This window comes from Clostridium sp., assembly GCF_036642255.1.
Lineage (GTDB): Bacteria > Bacillota > Clostridia > Clostridiales > Clostridiaceae > Clostridium_J.
In genome coordinates, this window is sequence record NZ_JAVWDJ010000002.1 from 136,912 (window position 1) to 161,273 (window position 24,362).

General features: G+C 30.9%; 20 protein-coding genes and 1 other annotated feature. Of the genes, 4 read left to right on the plus strand and 16 right to left on the minus strand.

The annotated features are described in order from the left end of the window. The first annotated feature begins 387 nt into the window (after window positions 1–387). Window positions 388–1,938, plus strand: a complete 1,551-nt coding sequence (locus RR409_RS01460) for a diguanylate cyclase (RefSeq protein WP_332555939.1) — start codon at window positions 388–390, stop codon at window positions 1,936–1,938. Window positions 1,939–2,021: 83 nt separating this feature from the next. Here the strand turns inward: RR409_RS01460 and RR409_RS01465 are convergent, their stop codons facing one another. From RR409_RS01465 to RR409_RS01480, 4 genes are all read right to left on the minus strand, one after another. Then, window positions 2,022–2,222, minus strand: coding sequence for a hypothetical protein (locus RR409_RS01465; protein ID WP_332555940.1), 201 nt, complete (start codon window positions 2,220–2,222; stop codon window positions 2,022–2,024). A 200-nt stretch (window positions 2,223–2,422) separates the two neighbouring features. Beyond that, window positions 2,423–2,749: a DUF1904 domain-containing protein gene (locus RR409_RS01470; RefSeq protein ID WP_332555941.1), complete on the minus strand. Its 327-nt coding sequence runs from the start codon at window positions 2,747–2,749 to the stop codon at window positions 2,423–2,425. Window positions 2,750–2,835: 86 nt separating this feature from the next. Further along, entirely contained in the window at window positions 2,836–3,744 is a 909-nt protein-coding gene (locus RR409_RS01475; protein WP_332555942.1) for a RelA/SpoT domain-containing protein, read from the minus strand. Window positions 3,745–3,902: 158 nt separating this feature from the next. Next, a complete protein-coding gene (locus RR409_RS01480; protein WP_332555943.1) occupies window positions 3,903–4,937 on the minus strand; it encodes a hypothetical protein in 1,035 nt (344 codons plus the stop codon). A 180-nt stretch (window positions 4,938–5,117) separates the two neighbouring features. Here RR409_RS01480 and RR409_RS01485 point away from each other — a divergent pair, with 180 nt between their 5' ends. Together RR409_RS01485 and RR409_RS01490 are read left to right on the plus strand one after the other, a co-directional pair. Further along, window positions 5,118–5,399, plus strand: a complete 282-nt coding sequence (locus RR409_RS01485) for a hypothetical protein (RefSeq protein ID WP_332555944.1) — start codon at window positions 5,118–5,120, stop codon at window positions 5,397–5,399. A 37-nt stretch (window positions 5,400–5,436) separates the two neighbouring features. Next, window positions 5,437–6,288, plus strand: a complete 852-nt coding sequence (locus tag RR409_RS01490) for a GNAT family N-acetyltransferase (protein ID WP_332555945.1) — start codon at window positions 5,437–5,439, stop codon at window positions 6,286–6,288. A 353-nt stretch (window positions 6,289–6,641) separates the two neighbouring features. On the opposite strand, the gene RR409_RS01495 is transcribed toward RR409_RS01490, so the two are convergent. The 12 genes from RR409_RS01495 to RR409_RS01550 all read right to left on the minus strand — a co-directional run bounded on the left by RR409_RS01495 (window position 6,642) and on the right by RR409_RS01550 (window position 22,780). Beyond that, a complete protein-coding gene (locus tag RR409_RS01495; RefSeq protein ID WP_332555946.1) occupies window positions 6,642–8,069 on the minus strand; it encodes a potassium/proton antiporter in 1,428 nt (475 codons plus the stop codon). Window positions 8,070–9,119: 1,050 nt separating this feature from the next. Beyond that, window positions 9,120–11,402, minus strand: coding sequence for a HAMP domain-containing sensor histidine kinase (locus RR409_RS01500; protein WP_332555947.1), 2,283 nt, complete (start codon window positions 11,400–11,402; stop codon window positions 9,120–9,122). After that, entirely contained in the window at window positions 11,380–12,069 is a 690-nt protein-coding gene (locus RR409_RS01505) for a response regulator transcription factor (protein WP_332555948.1), read from the minus strand. The genes RR409_RS01500 and RR409_RS01505 overlap by 23 nt, the downstream gene beginning before the upstream one ends. Before the next feature lie 888 nt (window positions 12,070–12,957). Then, the gene (locus RR409_RS01510; protein WP_332555949.1) at window positions 12,958–13,509 is read right to left on the minus strand and encodes a GNAT family protein; all 552 of its coding nucleotides are present in this window, start codon (window positions 13,507–13,509) and stop codon (window positions 12,958–12,960) included. Window positions 13,510–13,564: 55 nt separating this feature from the next. Beyond that, window positions 13,565–14,269: an MgtC/SapB family protein gene (locus tag RR409_RS01515; RefSeq protein WP_332555950.1), complete on the minus strand. Its 705-nt coding sequence runs from the start codon at window positions 14,267–14,269 to the stop codon at window positions 13,565–13,567. Between the two features lie 314 nt (window positions 14,270–14,583). Next, the gene (locus tag RR409_RS01520) at window positions 14,584–14,739 is read right to left on the minus strand and encodes a hypothetical protein (RefSeq protein ID WP_332555951.1); all 156 of its coding nucleotides are present in this window, start codon (window positions 14,737–14,739) and stop codon (window positions 14,584–14,586) included. 405 nt (window positions 14,740–15,144) lie between these two features. Next, entirely contained in the window at window positions 15,145–15,540 is a 396-nt protein-coding gene (locus RR409_RS01525) for a hypothetical protein (RefSeq protein WP_332555952.1), read from the minus strand. A 299-nt stretch (window positions 15,541–15,839) separates the two neighbouring features. Next, a complete protein-coding gene (locus RR409_RS01530; RefSeq protein ID WP_332555953.1) occupies window positions 15,840–16,424 on the minus strand; it encodes an SOS response-associated peptidase family protein in 585 nt (194 codons plus the stop codon). 383 nt (window positions 16,425–16,807) lie between these two features. Continuing rightward, window positions 16,808–18,517 (minus strand): glutamine--tRNA ligase/YqeY domain fusion protein, encoded by a 1,710-nt coding sequence (locus tag RR409_RS01535; RefSeq protein WP_332555954.1) that lies wholly within the window; start codon window positions 18,515–18,517, stop codon window positions 16,808–16,810. A gap of 72 nt (window positions 18,518–18,589) precedes the next feature. After that, window positions 18,590–18,842 (minus strand) — a binding site (T-box leader). A gap of 292 nt (window positions 18,843–19,134) precedes the next feature. Next, window positions 19,135–19,731, minus strand: coding sequence for a TetR/AcrR family transcriptional regulator (locus RR409_RS01540; protein ID WP_332555955.1), 597 nt, complete (start codon window positions 19,729–19,731; stop codon window positions 19,135–19,137). A 50-nt stretch (window positions 19,732–19,781) separates the two neighbouring features. Continuing rightward, entirely contained in the window at window positions 19,782–20,168 is a 387-nt protein-coding gene (locus RR409_RS01545; protein ID WP_332555956.1) for a VOC family protein, read from the minus strand. Window positions 20,169–20,728: 560 nt separating this feature from the next. Continuing rightward, window positions 20,729–22,780, minus strand: coding sequence for a methyl-accepting chemotaxis protein (locus RR409_RS01550; protein WP_332555957.1), 2,052 nt, complete (start codon window positions 22,778–22,780; stop codon window positions 20,729–20,731). Between the two features lie 761 nt (window positions 22,781–23,541). On the opposite strand from RR409_RS01550, the gene RR409_RS01555 reads away from it, so the two are divergent. Then, window positions 23,542–24,333, plus strand: a complete 792-nt coding sequence (locus tag RR409_RS01555) for an ABC transporter substrate-binding protein (protein ID WP_332555958.1) — start codon at window positions 23,542–23,544, stop codon at window positions 24,331–24,333. The last annotated feature ends 29 nt before the right edge of the window (window positions 24,334–24,362 follow it).

The window sequence follows — 24,362 nt, forward strand, 5'->3', positions numbered from 1 at the left end:
TTTTCCATTTACTAAATATGGAATAATACATAAAAAAAAAGCTTAAAGCAACTTTCAATTCAGTACTTGCAAAAAACTTAAACACTTTCAATTTCATTAAATATTTTTTATTAATAAGTAAAAATTATTGGTGAGTTAAAAAATAATATTTAACTTATCTTTAAATTATTAAAATAAAGTATTAAAAGATATTTTGCAAGAACACGTTTACTATTTCCTTCATAATATTTCATAAATTACATATTCTTTTTATTTATCTTTTAACAATTGATTTTATAGCAAAATAAAACGTCAAAATTCTTTTCATTTTCTCAAGCAATGTAGTATAATTATTCTTAGTATGTTGTGAGGCCAATGCCTTCATTGTAATTACTTAGGAGGATTTGTATGTTCCCAAACTTATTTGTAAACCTTGCAATTATTTTGATTTTTATCTTTTTACAATGGAAATCTGTTATTAGATTAAGAAAAATTAATAGTTCTAAGCTTTTAACTACGCTATTTGTAGGATTAACCTCTGGACTAATTGGTGCGCTTCTTATGCTTCATTCTGTAAATTTAGCACATCATATGTTTATAGATTTGAGACATGTAGTGATTGCACTGACAGTTCTTTACGGGTCACCACTTTCTACTATTATATGTGTATCTATTATTGGTGCCACGGGATTTGTTTTCTATGGTTTTGGGTCAACATCATTAGCTATCTTTAGCATTACTCTACTTACAGGAATTGTTTTCAGTTATGTTGGAACTTTAAAAAAGACTAAAGAATTTAAATATATTATAATGAATTTAATAAGTGCTATATATCTGTTAGGGCATGTGTTATTTTCTTTAAAAGTAAACACAGCTTACGTACATACTTATATTTCATTTTTATTTTTATATATAGTGGGAGCCTTTATTTCATATTGTGAGTGTGAGTATTTAAGGATTTCTCATGAAAATTATAAACGTTTATCCTATTATAAATTAATGGTAAATAACTCTAGTGATCTTATTATTAGTTTTGACTCCAATGCTATAATAAAATATTTGTCTCCCTCTGTATTACCGTTACTTGGATATTCACCTTTAGAACTTGTAGGAACTTCTATTTATAACTATCTTCATCCTAAGGAGATACCTTACATTATGGAGCAGCACAAACTCTTATTAAAAACTTCTAAGACTATTGTTGCTGAAATTAGAATTAGACAAAAAAGTGGAAATTATATTTGGTTTGAAACGTCAGCTCACTGCATTAAAGATGAAAATTGCACTATTAAGGAACTCTTAGCAGTATCTCGGGACATAACTGCCCGTAAGGTAATGGAGAAACAACTTAAGGAAGCGAACTTAAAGTTAACAGAGGCAAATGAAAAGCTGAAAGAACTATCCTTTACGGACTCTTTAACTGGAGTTTCTAATCGTAGATACTTTGAAATTTGTATTAAAAGAGATTGGAGAAGAACGCAAAGAACCTTTAAACCAATATCTTTACTAGTGATTGATATAGATTATTTTAAAACTTATAACGATACTTATGGACATCTTCAAGGAGATGAATGTTTAAAAATCGTTTCAGAGACCCTTAGAGAAAACATTAAACGTGGCGGCGATTTATTGGCAAGGTTAGGTGGCGAAGAATTTGTAGTAATTCTTCCTGATACTGATGAAATCGGTGCTATAAATGTGGCGAATAACTTGAGAACTTCTATTGAGAAGCTTAAGATACCTAATAAACGTTCTAAGACTCTACCTTATATAACAATAAGTATTGGTGTAGCTTGCATAATTCCAACACTCTCTAATAGCTACCTTGACTTAATTCACTGGACTGATGTTGCACTATATAATGCAAAGCATAAGGGCAGAAACAGAGTTGAGTTATACAATAATACTCTAAACATGGACAACTACAAACATGATCTATCCCCAAAAGAAATAGTGTAAAAAGATTTAACTAGAAGTAAATATAAAAGGAATAACTGCAAATTAAAATAGATATTGCAGTTATTCCTTATTTTTTATTAACTCTACTTGTTATTATTTGTTTTGTTAATTTTTTTAAGCCTACGCACCACATACATAAAAATATCATATAAAGCTATTACTGTTACAATACCCACAGCTCTTACCATGCTTAAATCATCGATTTTTACAATATATTTATCACCTAAATATAAAGCTACAAGCAAAACATTATATTTTACAAAATAATATGCTATTTTCTTCATTTGATTCACCTCAATTTTCACTACATGCAATAATTATATCCTAATCTATTATGGTGATATAGGGAACCAAAGTCAAGGCTTAACTTTCACTTGCACCTACATTACTTCCCTTAAGGCTTCTGTGATAAGTAAATTTAAGGTAGAGTTAAATCTACTTTCAAAGCCTCTCACCAAAATGAAATTATTCATTATTTGATAGCCTAAAAGTGTTCACCATTTTCGTAATATTTTAGTTCTTCTAAGCAGGTAAATACTACATCTACATTTGGATATTCTAAAGAATTAATGTGTCTTGTAATTATTTTTGCAGCTTGATCCTGTAATTCTTGTCCGCGATCAAACCATGCAATTTCAATTCTAGGGCTTATGTCCACAAATTCTCCATCCTTTACACATGAGCTTTGAATAACTTCTAAACTAAAATACTCTCTAGGACACTTCAAAAGATTCTCTAGTTCATCTACTAATTCTTTGCTTATGGCGCAAAGCTTTTTAGATTCTACTCCATTAAACTTTAATATTGGCATATTTAAAAACCTCCAAGCTTCTTATTTTCTTTATCTTTTATATTAACACAAAATTGTATTGCTAAAAACTCAATACGGAGCTTCACTTATTTAGAAAAAGGCTCAATTAGCTTTTCAGTGCAATTTGCTAAATCTTCTTTCATAATTATACAGTCTAAGCTTAATAAAATATCTTGTTTTTCTTTGGACTGGATAGTATTAGTTCCTTCTATTTTCTCTCTTAGCTTCAACAATTCCTTATTCTTTGAATCAATTGCTTTCTCTTTTTTTTCTGTTTCCATAAGACTTCTATTTAATAAATTTATAACTGATGCCATTTCATCGGAACTACCAGCTATACGATTTAAAAGTAGAAGGTTTAATGCTAAAACCTCTGGGATTTCATCTCTAGTGTATCTAAGCTGATGATCTATTTCACCGTAACCTTCTTCAAATATAGTCCTTACTTGAATTTCTGCAATAACTCTTTGATTGGTAGGAAAAGATTCTATTAAATAATGAACTGATCGATATCCCGTTTTTCTGGAGTTAATTTCTATATTAAGCTCCTGAAACCTTTCAGTGTCATCCCCTTCTCTTACATTCGCAGTTATCTCAATTATCTTCCAAGTATTACTGATGAAATTGTGTATTTCTTCCCAATCTTCTTTGAAAATATGAATTGCGCGCACACCAATTAAATCTGTTATCTGATCCTTATAATTTTCAGCAGTAAACTGAAAATTCTCTCCATAGGTTTCTTTTCTACTTTCAGTTTTTCTAATGATCTTTTCAATTAAGTGTTCTGAATCCTTAACCCTTGATTTAACAGAATGGATTTTTTTATGATTTCTTAGAGTACTAGCAATAAAATCTGCTTGAGTTTGGTACAGGGTTTCATATTTATTGAAATCCTGATATATAGAATTTAGCATTTTCCAGTCTATAGTATATTTAACAAGGTCTGCTTCTGAAATATTGTATTTAGTTAGGAAACTGGATCTATGTAAGCTCATTTTTGAAAACCTCCAATAGCAAAGATTGATAATATCATATGAATTTATACTTTCTATGTAACGGCCTAAGGCATATTATACCATTTAAGACGCCGAAAATATAGTTACAGCTTCTCCAATTTCTCTTAATGTTGTTTCAGCTTACTAGAATATATCTTCTACACTCCCTTTGCTTCTTTAAGCACTTCTTCCACATAATACACAATGGAATTAATATCAGAAGTAACCCTATTTCCATTAAAGTTTTTATCCAGAGTAGCATTTAATTCTAGATTATGTTTCACTGATTTTACTGTTGTAAAATCTATTGCTTTTAATGTATTTATGATTTCTTCTAAAACAATTATCACATCATCTTCTAGTTTTAAACTATTTCCTTCTCTCCAAATTGTATAATTTATATCATAAGTCAAGTGATTGATATCCCTAAAATGTTGTAAGGTCTTTTGAATTTTGCTTAACTTTTCAGTTTCTAGAAGATGAAAAAGCACTTTAGCTTCCTTAACCATCATCTGAACATTTGCATGAACTAAATCTAAATCATTAAATATTGATGGGAAAAGAGTTAAGTAGGCTCTACTCTTTTTTTCTTTTGGATTTTTAAGCTCATCATAAGTATATTCTAATCCTGACAACACTGCATTTTTTGCAAACTGTAATCTTTTGTTCGCAATGTTATTGTAATAAAAATGTGAAAATACATAGTTGTAAAAAATTGCAATAATTACCCCAAGCCCTAAGGCAGCAATTCTAAGTCTAAAAGTTAACCAAATGCTTGGCATTCCCATAGCATCACTTTGAACAAATTGAGTCATATAAATACATGTAAAAATAGCCACTGGTGATACCATTCTCCAATTAATCTTAAGGCATACATACAAGGTTAGTGCCATACCTAGTGCAATGGTAACCACATTTATCCCCATTACTATAATTAATATTCCTGTGCAGGCCGCTCCTATAGCTGAAGCTATCAGCTGCCCTAGTCCCCCTTTTATCCCAGTTACATTAATTGGCTCCAAGTTATACATAACTCCAAGAAGTACAGATATCATATCAAGCCTTGTTGTTGGAAAAAACATCCCCAAAACATAGCCAGTTGCAATTGCAAACATAGATTTTATTATGTACAATTTAGCATCAAATAAGCTTGCTTCACTACTTAGTCCTAAAAATTTAACAACTTTATTCATAATAACCTCCTAAAAACATGTATTAATATTATATGCAAAAATTATCATATTTACAAGAAAAGCTAATTTATAGAAATTCCACTGGTTTTAAAATCATAACTTTTAATTCTAAAAGTTGTTCTATATAAATAGTAGTTACATAAAATTAAATAGAAAATTTTTATGCAAAGGAGAATAAAAATGATAGATTTTCCATTATATATGCCTGAAAAAAAAGAAGATAACAAAATGGCATTCTACCGTTTTGCTAGAAACCAATTTAACGATAAAAATTATATATTATGCCTAACTGTAACACCCTCAAAGGAAACCTTAGATGTACTAGGCTTTAATAGTTTTAAAGTTCTTAAAAGCCAGGAGGAATTAAAAAATTTCTTTGAGGTAGTAAGTAGGGCTGAGAGTTCCATTGAAGGAATTTTGCTATTAAATGAAGATGGGCAAAACTTTCTAAGTTTAAAATAATCTAATAAAGTCTTTTAATAGTATTGGGGGGATTTAAATGATAAGAGAGTTTAAAATTAGGGATAAAGATAATCTTATAGAGATTCTGAAAAAAGGCTTTGTTCTAGAGGATAATGATGTAAAAGACTTTTTAAAGGATCAGGACAGAAAACTAATGGTATATGATGAAGGTGGAATTTGGGGCTTTGCATATTTGAAAAACACAAATGAAGAAACAAAAGAATATTGCATATTAATTTATGTAGACCCACATTGGAGAAGAAAGGGCATCGGTACTGCTCTTTATAATAATCTATATGCTGATTTACAAAAACTAAAACCAAATCTACTAACTACTTACTTTAGAGTTGGCACAGAAGATTTTAAAGATTTTTATAGAAAATTAGGTTATAAAAAGTGGTGGGGTTGTCATGAATCTTACTATAAGGGAACCTTCCAACCTGAGGTTAATTTAAATTTTATGAACTATAAGGATGAATACTTCCATGAATACACAAAGCTCATTCAGGATGGCTTTTATGAACTAAGAAGGGAAAATGACATAAAACCTTATAGATGTGACTTTGATGACAGATATAGAGAGTATCTGTTAGATAATAAAGATTATATTTATGTGTTATTCAAAAATAATGAGATGATTGCAACAGCAGTTGTAAAGAATGGATATTTAGATAACATTGTAGTTACACCTCCGTTCCAAGGAAAGGGCCTCGGTAAGAAAATTACTCAATTTGCCATTAATAAAGCTATCAAGCAAGCTCCCGAAGGTTCAATTCATCTTACAGTGCTGACCTGGAACAAAAAAGCTATAAAATTATATGAGGAGCTTGGATTTGAGATTGTTCACACAGTTCACTTTTATAGGCAGCTTTGCGATAAAGAGTTTTAATTATCAGTAACCCTCGTTTATATTAATATATACTAATGGGGAGGGCCACTATTCTGTCCATTACTGACTATGTAAATCATAAAGAATCCTTTAGGATATATGAACTTCCCATAACCATTTTGAATTCATCCATGGTAAAATTTAAAATCAACCATCTCCTTCTAAACTGGTTTAACAAAATAACCTTGCCCACCATTTAATAATCTACATTTAAATCTTTCGGATGTATTTAATTAAGCTTTCGAGCAAATAAAAAGATGCTAATAACCTAGCATCTTTTTTACTTTAAATTATAATTCATACAACAAAATGTAGAAATAATATTCAAACTGTTATAATTCTTTAAAATGTTTTTATACAACAAGCTTACCCTTAAGTGCATCAAAGCTATTTCCAGTTAGAACTAACACATCGCCCTTTTTAATGTGAGATGATCCCTTTGGAGTGATAACCTCACCTTTTCTTTTTATCATAACCACCAGTATTTCTTCTGGTATCTCTGCATCCATTATCATCTTATCTATCCACGGATTATTTTCTTTAACCACCAATTCTATTAACTTGGTATGAGTTTCATCCTCATAATCACTGACAGTTTTAAAAATAGAATTATCCTCTTCAACTAAGTCTAACCTTTTAGCTATCTTTGGAAGAAGAGCTCCTTGAACACTAACGGAAAGTAACGCAATAATAAACACTGTATTGAATATATCATTGGCAATTGAAATCTTATTAGTTAAGGCATAAGTTGCAAAAACTATAGAAGCTGCCCCTCTAAGTCCTCCAACTGACACTAGCAACTGTTGCTTAAATGGGGTCTTAAACCACACAAGTATACTAGCAACTGCTACTGGTCTTGCAATTACAACTAAGAATATTGCAATTGTAAGGCTACCTTTAAACACTAATGAAAGCTGAGATGGGAAAACTAATAAACCTAAAGTAAAGAATAGCACAATTTGCATAAGCCAAGATATGCCATCAAAGAAATGATCCATACTTTTTCTGTGTGGAATCTTGTTATTTCCCATAACTATACCAATTATATATACAGCTAAAAATCCATTCCCTCCAACTAATTCACATAGACCATAGCCCAATAGCACAGATCCTATCACGAAAATTGGATATAGTCCTTCGATTTGAAAATGAATACGTCTTAAAATGTACACAGAAACAAACGCTAACACGAACCCAATACCTAAGCCAAAAATAATTTGTTTGCTTAGTAGTTGAATAACTGATTGGCCTCCACTATTAGTAATTAATGAAAGCACTACCACAGTGAGCATATAGGAAATCGGATCATTACTTCCACTTTCCATTTCCAACATAGGAGCTAATCCGCCTTTTAAATTTAGCTTTCTTGACCTTAACACTGAGAATACTGAAGCTGCATCAGTTGAGGATACTACAGCTCCAAGAAGCAACCCTTCAAGGAGAGTAACTTTTAGTACATAGTGTGCAAATACACCAGTTAAAAAGGCTGTAAACACCACTCCAAGAGTAGATAACAGCACTGCTTGTGGTGCTATAGATTTCCCGCCTTTCCAGTTAAATCCATAACCTCCATAAAACATTATGAATACAAGACCAATATTAGAAATTTGTTGAGTAAGTACATAGTTATCGAAATATATTCCCCCTATACCATCGGAACCTAAAAGCATACCTAGGGAAAGAAATATAAGCAGTGTAGGTATTCCAAAACGATATAGCAGTTTACTGGATAGTACTGACGCAAGAAGTATTACTGCTGCTAGCAATATAAAATTTGTCATTATCATCTTCCTTTCGAAAATTATTTATAAATGCATTTAAACATTATATTTCATTTTGAACTGTTCTCTAATTGATGAAGTCTAAGAAAATTAAGTTTTCTTAAGCATCAAATTTTAGAGAGTAATATTATTTCATACTCATTGTTAGTTAGGCTATAGCAATTTTGTTTAGACCTCTGAATTAATGTGTTAAAAGTGCCAGGTCTATTATGGGTTTGGCACGGAAACAGTTTTTATTAATTGTTGTACTGCCAACAGTACCTACTTAGAGCCTATACCACAAAAGATTAACCTGCTGACTGGATATTTTAGACTATGTATAATTATAAATTGAGATTTTAACCATGAGATATTAATGGGTCTATTATTAAAATAATGAATAAATTAATGTTGTTCACTAGCCTCTAAATGAAATTTTATTTCCGGGAAAAGTTATTTTATAGAAGATAATGTTACTCGTAAAGAGCTCCAGAGTTATCTTTCTAAAATGCTGTAAGTGTTGTAATAATTTTTATATGAAGAAGTATAAAATACCATAATATAAATGATTTTACATCTTTTAAGCTATTCAGAATAACTTTCATTAAAATCGAGTTTTTTCAACCATTGAAAACCATCAAATTAGCCTAAATTAACCTTCTATACAGTTTTAATATGGTTTATTTCTGTTAATCTTAGTTTTGCTTTGTTTATATCCTACTATCATGTTAACACAATAAGCAAATTCTATCAATATTCTTTACATAATATTAATAAAATTTAAATAATTCCCCCCTTAGTTCTCTAGATTATATTTTTATGAATGATTCTTAGGGTTATTAAGAATTTTTAGTATCTACAAGGGATAAGAATGAGGCTACTTTGCAAGACACAATTATTACAATAGTAAAAAAGATGCTAGAAGATATTTAAAACAATATCCTCTAACATCTTTTAATCTAAATAACCCTTTAATACTCTTCTGTCATTCACTATGCACCTGTAAAGTGTCATATCTTCTATCTATGCAATAATACCCCTTAATACCATAACATCTCATTTAAAATTTATTTATATCGCTTCTGTTTTTGGAAGTCTCACTGAAAGTTTAAACAGATCTCCATCTATATCTATAGTCAACTTTCCCTTTTGAAGCTCTACAAGACTTTTAGCTATAGCAAGCCCAAGACCTGACCCTTCAGTATTTCTTGATTTATCCCCTCTTGCAAAACGCTCTGTGATCTCACTGGCGTCAAAGTTCATTTCATAAGCTGAAATGTTTTTAAAAGTAAAACTTACATCTTTTTCACTTTCTTCTATTGTTATATAAACTCTAGAACTTGGCATGGAGTATTTAAGAATATTTGTCATAATGTTTTCAAACACTCTGTAAGTTCTTCTGCCGTCTAGTTCACAAATCACCTTATAATCTGGTGCATTTGTTCTTATCTGCAGAGTACTTTTATTGATTTTTTCTTCTAACTCTCCTAGTGTTTGTCTAAACAATGCAACCACATCTAGGTTTTCTAGTTGTAGCTCCATATTGCCACTGCTTGCCTTGCTTGCTTCAAACAAATCTTCAATTAAAGCATTTAATCTTTTAGATTTTCTATCAAGGATATCTAAATATTCCTTTCGATTCTCCTCTGTTGTGTCTTGATTCTTAAGTAAATCCACATAAGTAATAATAGATGTGAGTGGAGTTTTTAAATCGTGAGAAACATTAGTTATAAGCTCAGTTTTCAGTCTTTGCCCTTTTACTTCCTCGTCTATAGCTAACTTAAAGCCACTTTTAATATTATTTAGATTTTTAGAAATAGGGCTTAATACCCCTATATTTTCATCTAAAGTAATATCAAAATTCCCTTCTGAAAGTTCTCTACTAGCCTTATTTAAAGCTTTAACCTTTATTAGAGCCGTATGCAGGTATTTAAATAAGAATACAGTATACCCTATAGCTAAAAACACTCCTAAGAATGAGGTTGCTGCTATTATCCAAAGGGCAATTAAGTTAAAGCCAAGAATTATAAGAAGCTTTTTATCTTCATCTTTATTAATATCAATACTTGTGGCAGCTTTAAATAACCCCCTTAAACTTCTTACTATATAAAAGCATATTGACCCAAAAAAGCTATTTTTCAGAAATCCTTTTTTAAATCCTGTATAGTAAATATATTTAATATAAACCACAGTTAAATAAATGAGTAAAAACAAGATAAAGGTTACAGGTATACCAATAGCATAGAAATAACCATTAGCGTTATAAATTATATTTGTTAAATCGAAATTTCCAAAGTAAGAAAATCTATTTCCAATTTCCTGCATTGTGCCTATGAAAAGGATGGCAAAAATTATCCAAAGCACCCCTTTCAGTTCTAAAAACATTTTATTATAAAGATTACATATATTGGCCTTCCTTTGATAGGAATATGGAATTGTGAAACCAATAATCATTAATATAAAAATACTTATTGCTCCAATAGTTAGGATTAGTATAAAGTTTGGCTCAAGACTGTATTGTCTTACACTATGGGTAAAGTAATCATTATACGCTTCTAGATCTTTAGGGATGATAAAAGTAACATCTAAATCATAATATTGCTTATTGATTTTATTTCTTAAATCTAAGGTGTTAAAAAAGTTATTTTTATTAAAATTTATTCCTGGTGAGGTTTCAATCACAGGTTTGCCTGGCTCCTCCATGGTTAAACGGAGGTAGAACAAACTATTACTTTTTTGTTCTTCAATAGCTTCTGTTGAGATAGCTGGCATATTTGTAGAGGGTTCAACATCCCCTTGCCTTTTTATAACATACTTAATGCTTTGAACCGCTTCTAACCTGTCGTCATACCATTCAGGACTAGTTAAGTATCTAACTTGATCTCCTAGTACGTAAGCAAAATCATTACTTTCTAAATAACTTTTTGTATTATTCCTATCTGAAAAAAAGGTATTCTTTAATGGCGAATAACTAACTACGGAAATAATAGCTAAAAGCAGAGCTAAAAATATTGTACCGAAGGTAGATTTTAAGAGTTTGCTTTCTTTATCTTTTTCACTTTTATCAACATGCTGTTCTTCACCAGATTTATCAATAGGATCTCTTTTTTTACTATCTTTATGGTTGAATTTGTCCTTCGAAAAGTTTTCTGTTTCATCTACAGCACCTCTTGCAGTAATACCTTGATTTTTCTCATTGCTGTAATTTTCATTATTTGCAGGCGACAAATTGTCGCCTGTAAAATCAACACTTCTATCTATAAATTCGCTTCCATATTTATCGTTTTCATCATTCTTCTTTGTACTTTCTTTATAGTTTTCATCCTCTATGTTATTGTTCAAATTTGTATCCAATGCCCCACACCACCTTTAAATATTTTGGTTCTTTGGGATTAATCTCAATTTTCTCTCGAATTCTCCTTATATGAACCGTAACTGTGTCTGCGCTATAAGCTGGCTCCTGCCAAACTCTTTCATATATCTCATCAATAGAAAATACCCTATTGGGATTACTCATAAGTAAATGAAGGATCTTATATTCCAGTGGCGTAATTTTTACTGACTCCCCGTCCACTAAAACTTCTTTATTATCATCATTAAGTTCAATTCCACCAATTTTTATAACCTTATCCTTAGGTTTTTGCGTAGTAGGTAAATAATTTGTGTATCTTCTAAGGTTTGAATTAACTCTTGCTAGTAATTCTAAAGGATTAAAAGGCTTTGTAACATAATCATCCGCTCCGATATTTAGCCCCCAAATTTTATCCATGTCCTCTGACTTTGCAGAAAGAATAATGATAGGTACTGTACTCTTTTCTCTTATTCTCATAGTAGCCCCTATACCATCTAACCTTGGCATCATAATATCTATAAGCACAAGATGGATTTCTTCTTTTTCAAAGACTTCCAAAGCTTCCACTCCATCATAAGCCTTAAAAACATTATAATTTTGATTTCTTAAATAAATCTCTATAGCATCTGTTATTTCTTTTTCATCATCAGCAACAAGAATATTATACATACGTACTCACTCCTAATTCTTATAAGACATCTTTACAAAATAACTAGTCAGTATACTAATCTATTTAGTGGCCCTTCCCTTGCGGTATATTAGCCTTTACCATACTGGATCAAAGGAACCTATTGTTTAGTGAAGCTATCAATAGAATTCAATTTCTTTTATTATAAACTTACTAATAACACAAGTTTCTTTCTAAACGGAAAATCTCCGTAGCGTTTTTGACTTTATTACTTATTTAAATGTCTAAGATATATCTTATAATTATAATAACATAGACTTTTTAAAACTTAAGTAGCATATTTCTTAAGAATTTCTTACAAAAACAAACAATAACATAACAACATTTCTTTTTAAAGTTTTTTATTTGTAATGAACAAGTTCATATTGAGCAAGTTAATTCGGTGCAAGTTTCTTTGCATCAATTTTTTATCACCGAATTTTAGTTTAACAAGTGGATTATCACTATCTAAAAACTCCTTTTAAACGAGTTTCTTTCAACCATTCTTTTTCCTTAATTAACTTATTAGATATGATATAATTCCTGTTATAATTTCCTTGTAATTAGTATTCCCCTGGTGGAACTGTAAAAAGCTAGTATTCAAAATAGCATTAAATAAGGTAAGCATTCACCATTTTGTGATACCTTAATAATTTGCCCATAAAAAAATTACTCTAAGATTTATAGAGTAATTTTTTTATTATAATTCACTTTTATAGCAATTTATTAGTTATTATTTGTTAAACTATAATTTAATAAATAGCAACTCATAGAGTCATTTATTTTTGAGAATGCTTAGGTGTATTTACTTGAGAGAACCTATTAATATATGTTCATCAATAAGTTCTCTTTAATCTTCTTAATGAAATATTTACACTTCAATTAGTAATCTATTTAGAATCCCAATCATCCTCAATAATTGCAAGCACTTGATGATTTTCCCATTTGCCATTAATATTAACATTCTTACGAGCTATACCTTCCTTTTGGAAACCAGCCTTTTCTAAAACACGGATAGATCCAGTATTATGTGGCATCACTCCAGCTTCAATTCTATGTAGATGTAACTCGTCAAAACCAAAGGCTACTACTAATTTCACAGCCTCAGACATATATCCTTTTCCATTGCATTCTAAGTCTAAATAATAACCTATATAACAGCTTTGTAAAGGTCCTCGAAAAACCTCTGTAAGAGCAACATTTCCAACTAGCTCATCAGTATCCTTCTCAAAAATTCCGAACACATACTTTTCATCTTTTTCACTTGCAATAATATTGTTTTTAATAAGTTGCTTTTGAAATTCTAGTGTATAAAACTCATCGCTACGAGTGGTTACATATTTTCTGAAAAACTCTTTATTTTTCACTTGCAAATTTGTATAAGCTTCTGCATCTTTTTCCTCTAGAAATCTAATATAAATTTTATCCCCCTGAATTCTCATATAAATCTAATCCTTTCTTCACACATTTATATTTGTTTTTATATTAATTATAAAATTACTTTGTTGTCACCTTATAAATAGTTTCCAGCATCACTATTTCTTGTATAATATTTTTAATCTCTATGTGCTTTGTGAATGTAATAGTATAAAAACTTATATATTTATCCGCCTGTGACGTTACATCCTCATACTTGATGCTTTCAATACTATTCACAGTAATATTTTTATTACCAAATATTTTACTTAAAGCCTCCATAGTTTTTTCTCTGTTACTATGAACAATTTCAATTATCACTATGGTTTCTTTCTCCATAAATCTTGATTCAAGTTTTTTAAATATCACTAAAACTAAAACGGTAAATAATCCACCAAATATAGATATAGTAATGTATCCTGACCCTATACCTAGCCCTATACATGCAACTACCCAAAGAGTGGCTGCGGTAGTAAGTCCTTTTATGGAACCTCTATCATGAAGTATAGTACCAGCCCCTAAAAACCCTACACCCGTTATAACTTGAGCTCCTAGTCTATTTAGATCTATCTTAACTGCATCAGCCAAAACACTATTACTAGTTACAAATTCAATGGTTCTTATTAGTGTAGCTTCTTGAATCAACGCTACTATGGTGGCACCCAAGCAAACCAACATATGAGTCCTTAGCCCTGCTGGTCTATGCTTAAAACCTCGTTCATATCCAACAGCACCACCAATAATTGTAGCCAAAATTAATCTTAGGAAAATTTGCTGAAAATCCATTATTTTTCTCCTTGTATTCCTTATTGCTTTATACTCTATAATATTCTCCATTTGTATTAATAGTATTGTATACTTAAAGCAACACTATTTCAATTTAGTAATATAAAAATAGTATATGTTGATATGATATTGTTAGATCTATAAAACTAGGAATAACCTGTAATTTTATTAGTACAGGTTTATAAAAAAAGTGAGCTGTCTCAAATAGAAAATTTATTTCTACTTGAGACAGCTCCTTATGTTTCTCATATGGTTCACTTTACTATACCAATAAATCTAACTATTAGCATCCTAAGCATTCCTATAATTTTCAACTATTTTAATTGGTGGTTCACGGTCTGAGAAGCTTGATTCCTTGGACTTTCCACTAATTTGTCCATTTTATCAGCTTTATAAAGGATAGTGACAGCTACTGTGAAAAACACAAAGAAAATTGCCACCTTAGGAAAAATCTCATTTATTTTATTCATGTTTATCCCCCTTAACCTAGGTTCACGGTATTTATAACTCTTTTATGAGCATCACTTAACTACATTCTAATTATATCCTCTTCCAATTAAAAAAGTAATCTCTTAAACCTTAAATAAACCTTAAGAATTTCTTACAATTTTAACGAAGGCCTCTTCTTCACGTTATCAGTATCCTAATAATGAAGTTTAATAAAGTGCCATTTACTAATATACTATAATATTTGGTAAATGCATAGTAGATTTATTTAACTTCTTGTCTTTAAATAAATACGTTAAAACTACATATAAAGTTAAGGTATAATAACCCTATTTTAGAAATATTTCAAAAATCCCTGAAAAAACAAAAAAAAGCCTTCTCTAGTACTAGAATCAGGTCTTTCTTCTTGCTATATAAATTATACTTTTTCATTCAATACTCTTAGCTCTACTTAACAAAAACCCCACTGCTGAAAACAATAAATTTCTTATTTCAACCGAAGATGCTCCAGTTTGATTTACATCAATCCAATGACCTAATATCAAAGTAGAAAGACATATGGAAGCTACAATCACTGCCACCAAAGTTTGCAAATGCCGATTTTTAACATTGGAGTTTTCTGATAACTGAGCACCAAAAACAAATCCAAAAATATTGGACATAACTGAACGAATAGCAACATCATTAGGGCTGGTTTGGTCAACATCAAGAAATATTGCTATTACTGTTTCAACTAAAGAAATTATACCAATAAAAATTAATGCCTTAGTTGCCAAACTAATTGTTCTGCAGTACTCTGTTATCTCATGAATCATCCGTCTCATAACAACACACCTCAATATACTATATGCACATTGCTAATATATTGAAACTCCTGTGTTTTAGTTGATCCATTCTAAAATTCTCCAGTTGTATTATATTAATTTTCACCAATTTATTAAGTAGTGAACAAGTTCATTTTGGTAAGGGGCCTTGGAGGGTCTTTAACTATAATAAAGTATACTTTGTTTCAAAGCTTTGCTTACTGCCGAGAATTCTCACCTTTAACTTGTTTAACCCCTAAAGGGACAGGGAGACTTATCCATCTAAGACGTCATTAAATATATAAATGTTAGTCATAGCTTTATAGAAAAGAAAGCTGCATTGTTTCATTTAAGGAAATAATAGAAAGTTTCCCTTTATCATATGGCCTCAGCATTGCTTTAATATCTTCTTTTGCCGTCCAAGGATTTAAGAATTCCCTTTCTAAAGTCCTATCTAAAATAAGAGGCATTCTATGGTGAATATTTTTCATATTATCACTAGCTTCTGTTGTTAATAATAGATATCTATCTGCTACTGTGCCATCTTTTAAGATAAACCTCTTCACTATTCCTCCAAAGGAAAATATCTCCGAGGCTTCAATTCCTATGGAATACTTTACTCCATCTTTCCACTCCAAAAATCTGTTTGCTGGAATAAGGCATCTTCTACTCTCCATGGAAGCGGAAAACATAGGTCTTTCAAAAATTGTTTCGCATCTTCCATTAATCAGAAGCTTATCTTTACCAGGAAACCCCCAAGATAAAGACTTAAAGCCGCTATTATCTACAATTATTGAAGTATCACTAGGAAATAGTTCCCCCCTCTTATATCTCACTTCATTTGTGATATTATAATAATTTTTCAAATCATCTATGCTGCTATCTAATAAGAATCTCCCGCACAAGGATGCCACCTCCATGTAAATATCCTCTTAATAAGTACTACATTCTCTGCTTCTTTCACAGATCTTAATTACCCCATTTTACTGATATATTAACCTAATTTTATATAAATCAAACATCTTTTACAATAGTTAAGAGTTAAGTTAAAATGTCCAATCCAGCTTCGGAAAATTTCTTTCCAATCACTCCTTTCAAAAGGGCTTCAACTGGTTGGCTTGAGTCCCACTCTATGAGTAAGAAACACCCTATCCAAAAACAACAGACTCCATTTTTTCAATATAACCATTTTTAACTACAAGTAGACGAATAAGAGAGTGTCTTAAGATGATAAATTCATCTAAAACACCCTCTTATTCATGTTCATGTTCTTGTTCTTGTTTTTGTTCTATTTTTTATTTTTCCAAGAATCCTTTAAAGGAACAATTCTATTAAACACAAGATGATCCTCTGTGGTGTATTTTTTATCCACAGTGAAGTATCCATGTCTAATAAATTGATACTTACTTTCTACTTGCGCATTCCTTAATGAACTTTCAACTAAACAATCCTTCAATACCACTAAAGAATTTGGGTCAATTTTTTCAGCCCAAGTTTTTGTATCATCCTTTAACAATTCTTCATTAGCAACCAACTTATCATAAAGATGAACTTCTGCTTTTACTGCATGATTCGCACATAACCAGTGAATTGTTCCTTTCACTTTTCTTCCTTCAAAGCCAGAACCACTTTTAGTTTCAGGGTCATAAGTGCAGCGAAGTTCTACAATTTCACCATTATCATCTTTAATCACTTCATTACACTTAATAAAATAAGCTCCCTTCAGACGAACTTCCTTATCTGGAGCTAATCTATGGAAGCCCTTAATTGGCTCTTCCATAAAGTCCTCTTTTTCTATATAAATCACCTTTGAAAAAGGAACTAATCTGCTTCCCATTTCAGGATTTTCTGTGTTATTTGCAATGTCTAATACTTCTGATTTATCATCCTCATAGTTAGTTATTACAACTTTAAGTGGATTTAAAATTGCCATAACACAAGGAACCTTTGTTTTTAAATCATTTCTTAAGCAATATTCTAGCATAGATATATCAATGGTGCTTTCACTTTTGCCAACGCCAATTTCACCTAAGAAAGCTTTGATACTCTCTGGGGTAAACCCTCTACGTCTCAAGCCTTTAAAAGTAGGAAGCCTTGGATCATCCCATCCATCCACGTAATTATTAAAAACTAGCTCTCTTAAATATCTTTTACTAGTTACAACTCCAGTTAAGTTAAGTCTACCAAATTCTCTCTGCTTTGGAGGCTCTACATAATCTAACTCATTTAAGAACCATTCATAAAGAGGTCTATGATCTTTAAATTCTTGAGAGCATAGAGAATGAGTAATTCCTTCATAAGCATCTTGAAGTGGATGTGCAAAATCATACATTGGATATATGCACCACTTGTCTCCTGTTCTATAATGACTTGCATGATGAATTCTATAAAGTATTGGATCTCTGAAGTTAATATTGGGAGAGGCCATATTAATTTTAGCCCTTAAAACCTTTGCTCCAGATGGAAACTCACCATTTTTCATTCTCTCAAATAAATCCAAATTCTCGTCAATAGTTCTGTTTCTATAAGGGCTATCCTTGCCTGGTTCTGTTAGTGTCCCTCTATATGCTCTAACTTCTTCTGGTGATAAATCACAAACATAAGCTTTTCCCTTTTTAATAAGTCTTACTGCACAATCATAGATATGATCTGAATAATCTGAGCCATAGAAAATTCTATCTTCTGGATCAAAGCCAATCCATTTCATATCTTCAATTATAGCTCTTACATACTCCATGTCCTCTTTTAAAGGGTTAGTATCATCAAAGCGTAGATTAAACTTACCACCATATTTTTTAGCTATGGTGTAATTTATATTTATAGCATAAGCACTACCAATATGAAGATAACCATTTGGTTCTGGTGGAAAACGAGTTGTAATCTCCCTGCTATAAGCTCCATTTTCTATATCCTCATCCACAATTCTATGGATAAAATTTGATTCAGTATTAACTTTTTCTGATTCTATTTCATTTTTTACAAATTCTTTATCATCCATTTAAATAACCTCCACGAAATATATATTTTAGGGTTCAAAAAATAAAAAACTCTCACCTCCAAGACTACTAGTCTTGGGGACGAGAGATATTGACTTCGTGGTACCACCCCAGTTTATTAATATGTTGCCATATTAACCTCTTCAGGTACGACAAACTGCTTATACCCTAGCTCTGTAACGTGAGCAAACGCCATAGCCTCCCCTTTTTAAAGCTTCGGTATGGTGCTCAGAGGCTTGTTTCAATAAATACTCCTTTACTCCTTTTCAGCTTCCGGAGCTCTCTGTAAAAGTCATAAATATTTACTTCCCTCATCATCGCAATGAAATGTTAATCTTTACTTTATAATATTATAACAATGTAAATAAGTTGTCAATTAATTGTGTTATTTACTTATTATATATTTCTCGTGTGGTAAATTTTCCTACTCCTCATAATTGCTTTCAACCTCGATTAAGCTTCGAACACAAGTCCACTCTTCTTGTAACTCCTGAAAAAGAATGTAATATCTACATTTTGAGTGCATATGGATGTCAAATGAAAACTTAACTGGCCCCTTACATATACCACCATGCATCTCACAATCTTCACTAGAAATAAGGGTTTAATTCACTGAAAATTACGGTTTAAGTTCTTCATAAAAACTATCCCATAAATTTAATAAAGTCTTTCCTACGCCCTCACTGCTTCCTTTAAAGATACTGTGCATTTCAACTCCGCTAGATGAATTGATAAACATATTTGCTATTTGCTCATCGCTCATGGTAGAATCTATCTCACCCTTTTCTCTTGCAGCATGGATGATATTCTTCCAGCAATTTAATTGGACTTCTTTAGACTTCTGAAGTCTTTCCTGAAAATCAGGAAAAAGCTTTATAGCATCAAAAATCAGTGAAATATAATTAAAACTAGGTGGACTTCCTTCTGCACTTTTGTTTTGTTTTTTTAAATTTTCCACATAGTAATTAATATAATCGATGTAAAAACTATATAGAGAATCCTTACTGAACTCATCATAAGGAACCTCAATCACAGAAGAAAACACATCATTAACTAGTTCGAGAAAAAGTTGTTCTTTGCTAGTAAAATAGTGATAAAACCCACCTTTGGATAACCCTGTTTTTTCTACAATTTCTTTTAGAGTGACTTCCTTAAAACTTTTTTGTAAAAAAAGGTTAAAGGTAACATTTAAAATATGTTCTCTTGTATTATTCATACCTCTCTCCTCTTTTCTGAATTAACTTGATTTGAGTCAGAGTTTTCACCCTAAACTTCTAGAGTTTCATGCATTTGGATGAGATTACCACATGTATCCTTAAATACAGCAATGATGGCACCTACAGTTTTTGTTGGCTTCACTGTAAATTCAACACCTAGTTTAGTTAGTCTTTCATATTCTTTTTCAAGATTTTCAACTCCAAAAGAAGTTGCTGGTATTCCTTGAGCAATCAGACCACTTTGGTATGTACTAGCCACTGGATTATTATTTGGTTCAAGAAGTAGTTGTGTTCCCTCTGGTTGATCTGGTGATACAACTGTTATCCAGTTTATTTCCGGTATGTGCATCTTCTTAACAAAACCTAACACCTCTGTATAGAACTTAAGAGCCTTATCGGTGTCATCTACAAACACGCTAGCAAAATCAATTTTCATAAAATGTTCCTCCTCTAATTTTTATTTAGTTTTATATTGCTCTTCATGCAAAACTAATATTTATAATATAATTTATATATACCGACCGTTTGGTATGTTTATAGATTACCATTTCTTTTTTTACCTGTCAATGACATATCTTCGCAATAATTTACCTTAAATCAATCCTCCTTAAGTGAAGTATATCACCTATACCAAGTCTTACCTTATTCCTTCTAACATAAGGGATGGAGAAGCATTAAACAAACTGAATTATTACATTTATTTTTTTAATAGAATAAAGAGAACTTATTGCTTCAGCTCTTGTTATAGATGGATATCTAGATAATATATTTGTAGTCCCTATTTATAAAGGAGAAGGCCCTGGTAAAAAACAACTCAATTTGCTACAAATAATGACTTAGATAAAAATATATAAACCATTCATCTTTTTGTGCTATGGTGGAACAAAAGAAATATAACCAAATGAATCACTGATTTTTGAAATAGTTAAGACAAAAACCCTCCATGGTACTTTGAGAACCATAGAGGATTTTTTCATCAAACAGATATTTTTTATTTTATAACTTAAATTGATTTATCATCTCATTTAATCGTTGTGCAAGATTTGCTTGATTTTCTGCTGCTTGAGAAATCTGTTCCATGCCTTGAGCAGTCTCATTTATGCTATTTAAAATATCTCCAGTACTTTGTGATGTACTTTGAGAATTTTTAGCCATGGTTTGGATAGCTTCGTCAATTTGAGTTACCGTTGCAGTTATTTCCTCAGTCATAGCTGCAATATCCTCAGACATGCCACTAACAAATCCTGCATCATCATTGTATTGCTTTCCTATTCCTACTAAAAGCTCATAATCTCTAATGACGTTTTCATCTATAAACTTAAGAACCCCTGCAGAGTTTTCAGACAAATTATTGAACGCTAATTGAACTTTACCAATAGTATCTTGAATTTGAACTACCGCACTGGCAGATTGTTCTGCTAGCTTTCTTACCTCCTCTGCTACTACAGCAAAGCCCCTTCCACTTTCACCAGCCCTTGCTGCTTCTATAGCTGCATTCAAGGCAAGTAAATTTGTTTGATCTGAAATACTAGCAATAGCCTCTGCCATTTTCACTATTTCACTGACTACTTTTCCTTGTTCAATTGCCTTAACTATACTCTCTTCTTTTTCTTTATACAGGAGTTGAGCTTCATTATTTGACTTTTGAGCTTTAATACTAACCTCAGTAGCTCTTTTACTAATATTGTTAGACTCAAAGCTACCATCAGAAGCCTTATTTGAAAGTTCTTGAATGCTTGAATTCACCTCTTCAACAGAAGCTGTTATTTCTTCTGAAGCAGCGCTTGCTTCTTGAGAACTATTTGCTATTTCATTTGTTGAACTACTTATGATTCCAATTTTACCTGCCATCTCGTCAACAGTTGCTGATAACTCTTCACTGGCAGCACTCATATCCTGTGAGTTTTCTAAGATTACTTTAACAATATTTTTCAAGTTTTCACTCATTCTATTTAGATTTGTAGCCATTTGACCTATTTCATCTTTTGAAGCTATTTTAAGGTTTTGAGTTAAATCTCCTTCTGCTATTGCCATGGCAAAACTATTCACTTTAGTGATATTTTTAGTTAAATACGTTGTAAAAATCAACACTGCTAATGCTGCTAATAAAACAGTAACTAAGGCTATTACTATCAGCTCAGATAATAGTGTCTTCACTGGGTGATATAGCTCACTTTGAGGTATAGCAATTCCAATAGTCCAGCCAACTTCAGGTATACTCATATAATAGACATTATTAATGCCAGCTTCATCCTTCATTATGGATTCACCATTTTTCTTTTGAAGAATTTCTTTGCCTAGATTTGCTAAACTTCCATTTTCTTCTTCAGTTATCTTCTTGTTCATGATTTTCTTTTCATCTAAATCAGAAATATATGTACCTGTACTGTCAATTAAAAAGGCTTTTCCTTCTTTACCAGCCTTAATATTTTTAATCATCTCTTGAATTGTAGCAAGGCTTATATCTGCAGTGGTTACTCCTATAAATACATTATCCTTGTCATAAATAGGACTTGTTGCAGTTACCATACTTATCTTAGTAACTTCATCAGTGTAAGCATTTGACCACTCAATGGAATTTTTGCTTCCAACCCCCATTTTATACCAAGGTTCTTCAAAATAATTGTAGCTTCCATCACTGTATTCATCTGTAAACTTTACAGTTCCATTATCTTTGTAAGCATAGGGACCCATAAACTTAGAACTTACATTGAATTTATAAGGTTCAAACCAAACTCCTGCCCCTAAAGTGTCATCATTTGTTGCTGGTAATTTAGTAAGTAAAGTCCCATAGTTTTCTTTTGTAAAAACACCATATGAAGCTTCTACAGTTTTTGCAAGAGATTGAGTTATTTGACCGTGCTTAAATAGTTTCTTTTTAATCTCTTCACTATTTGCACTAAGCTGATTAATCATTTTTCCCCTTATCTCTTCATTGATGATGTTCTTTGAAGTTATATAGCTTATACCTGTCAAAATTACCATTGATAGTATAATAACAGGAAGTATTGAAGCTAATGTCTTTGTTTTAATACTTTTAAATGTCATTTTAATTCCTCCTATTGGTTCATTTTTACAAAGAACAAAATTAATGTAAATTCATATATAATGAACTGTATTTGAATCCTTTCCATTAGAAATATGTCGATGAAAGGAATTTAAAGACCTTAGTTGTCATTATATGACCACCTAAATTACAATTACTAAAATCAACATGTTTATATAATCGGATTAACAGATGAATTATTTATACTTTCTTAATGCTTTTTTTATATTTTTTAATACGCTTAAAATTTTTTAAGAATTTTTACATTTAATAACACTATTAGCCTTTTTAACTCAAATTAGCAAGTTAATTATCTAAAATCAATTTATCACTTTTAAATAAGCAATTAACATTTAACCTATGCATTTTAAAAACTTATATAGTAAAAATTTATCTTAATTAAATAGTTTTGAATAACTCCTTACAATAAATCATTTGGTAATTTAACCACCACCTTTTTATAGACTTAATAATACTATCAAATGAAAAGGTATTCACAATTATTTATGTATATTTATTAGTATTTTATGAATAAATATTAGTTTTATCTATTGCTTTTTGTTTAATATGAATATATAATGAATAAAAAACAGGGATAAAACCCACTAAACAAAGAGTTTGAATAGTGGGTTATAAATAATTTATAACTAGTTCTGAATTGCCACTAATTTATTAATGCATATTTATGCATGCATATGTATAATTCAAAAACCCAAATCCAAGATACCTTTTAACCGAAAACACAAATTAAGGAGTGATTAAAATGAAAAAAATATTATCAATAATATTATCAATTACAATGACAGGAGCATTACTTGTAGGCTGTGGACAAAAACAAGAAAGTTTAAATTCTCTGGAAGGTGTTAGAAAAGCTGGGAAATTAACAATTGGATTAGATGACTCTTATCCCCCAATGGAGTTTAGAGATTCCCAAAACAATTTAGTAGGGTTTGATATTGATTTAGGAAAAGAAATAGGAAAAAAACTAGGGGTTGAAACTGAGTTTATTACTTCTGACTTTAGCGGAATCCTTTTAGCATTAAACTCTTCAAAGTTTAACATTATTCTTTCAGGTTTAAGTATTACAGATAAGAGAAAAGAAACTATAGATTTTTCAAATCCATACGTTATGGGTGGACAAGTTGTTGCAGTGAAAAAAGGAAATACCTCAATAAAATCCTTTGAAGATTTAAATGGAAAGATTATCGCTTGCCAATTAGGTTCTACTGGAGACAAAGCAGCTTCTGAAATCCCTGGAGTAAAAGAAGTTAAAAAGTACGACAAAATCACAGAAGCTTTCCATGAAGTATCAGCAGGAAGAGTAGACGCAGTTATCATGGATGCTCAAGTTGGTGGATATTATGTAGCTAAAAACCCAAATGACTTTGAAGTTTTAGATGGCATGCTAAGCCAAGAACCAATGGGTATTGGATTTAAGAAGGAAGATACTGAATTAAAAGAATCAATTCAAAATGCTCTTGATGAGTTAGAGGCAGATGGCACTCTTTCAGCACTCTCAATTAAATGGTTTGGATTTGATGCATATAAAAAGTAAATTAAAGTAACAAATGATAAAGAATGGAG